The 1,568-nt window shown below is 39.0% G+C and carries 1 protein-coding gene and 1 pseudogene; both read right to left on the bottom strand.

The features are described 5' to 3' along the window. Positions 1-15: 15 nt before the first annotated feature. Complete coding sequence (locus tag AB5935_RS25560) at positions 16-501, bottom strand: cold shock domain-containing protein (RefSeq protein ID WP_004307024.1); 486 nt, start codon at positions 499-501, stop codon at positions 16-18. A 53-nt stretch (positions 502-554) separates the two neighbouring features. Further along, positions 555-1,511: pseudogene (locus tag AB5935_RS25555) on the bottom strand (DEAD/DEAH box helicase). Between the last annotated feature and the right edge of the window lie 57 nt (positions 1,512-1,568).

The raw sequence follows: 1,568 nt of genomic DNA, 5'->3' as shown, positions 1-1,568 counted from the left end.
AGAATATACACTTCCCTATACAGGTTTAGATTGAGCTAAATCTTCCGATGTAGATTTGTTTTCCAAAGAGATATTGATCGCATTCATGCCTTTCACTCCACGCTCAAGGTCAAATGTTACGATATTATTTTCTGCAATATTGCCAATGACATTGTTTACATGAAAAAAGTATTTCTCAACACCTGAAAGGTCTTTAATAAAGCCAAATCCTCTTGACTCATTAAAAAACTCAACCCGTCCTCTCAAGATCGTCGGCTCCTCTTCTTCCTTTTTAGGAGTTGCTATAATTATTTCATCCGGATTAATTTCTTCCTTCTTTATATCCTCTGTCGGAGGAGTCGAAGTTATCATTCCGTTCTCATCTACATAGGCAATCATATCCTCAAAGCTATTTGAGCTGCCCGATAATTTCTTGCTTTCTTTCTTTTTCAGTTTTTCTTCTCGTTTAGCGAGTCTTTTCTTTTCATTTTCACGTTTACCAACTGTCATGGATTTTGCCATAGAATTTATATTTAGTTTTATATTAATTTTAAAGAGATTGTTATTTGTTGATTTCAAATAGTATAACTGGCTTTATTCAGCTTCTTACCCGTCAGTTTCTGAATATCATTAACGAGTTTACGCTCTTCCTGCGAGCAGAATGTCAGTGCTGTCCCTGTATTCCCGGCTCTTCCGGTACGTCCGATACGATGCACATACGTTTCCGGCACATCAGGAAGATCATAGTTGATAACTAAAGGAAGTTCGTTAATATCGATACCTCTGGCTGCAATATCAGTAGCCACCATCACACGTGTTTTGCCCGACTTGAAATTGCCCAAAGCCAACTGCCGCGCTGCCTGACTTTTATTTCCATGAATCGCCTGGCTACCAATTCCCGCCTTGCCCAGTATCTTTACGATCTTATCAGCATTATGCTTCGTACGTGAAAATACCAACACCGACTGATCTTCTGATTTTTGCAAAATCGAAACCAGTAAAAGACTCTTTTCCTTTTTCTCTACGAAATAAACCATCTGTTCAATAGCATCCACAGTCGATGATTTCGGAGTTATGCTGATTCGTACCTTATCCAGATGGATATGTCACTGATTCATCAAGTCAAGCAAACGTCCCGGTGTAGCAACCAGGATATCAATTCCTTTGTGTAACATGTCAACTTGAGGACGTTGATTTACTCCGCCAAAAATAACCCCATGCCGCACTTGGGTATATTTGGCATAATCATTAATGCATTCACTTATTTGCAAGGCAAGTTCACGGGTGGGCATCAAAATCAACGCTTTAATCCCCCGGCACTTGGCTGCCTCTTTATTCATTTGCAAATGTTGTATAATGGGAATAGCAAACGAAGCAGTTTTACCTGTTCCCGTTTGCGCACAGCCTAATATATCTCTTTTTGCTAATGCAGCCGGAATTGCCTCTCCCTGAATGGGAGTGGGCACTGCATATCCTTTTTCTTCAATAGCTTTTAAAATCGGTTCGGTTATATTTAATTCTTTAAATGTCATAATTGTTGTTTTTGCTGTATCAAAACAGCTATTAATTTATATTGTAAAGGGACTGAC

The organism is Phocaeicola sp. RTP21198st1_B8_RTP21198_201120, from assembly GCF_040929485.1.
GTDB lineage: Bacteria > Bacteroidota > Bacteroidia > Bacteroidales > Bacteroidaceae > Phocaeicola > Phocaeicola dorei.
This window is presented reverse-complemented; position numbering and strand designations above follow the sequence as displayed.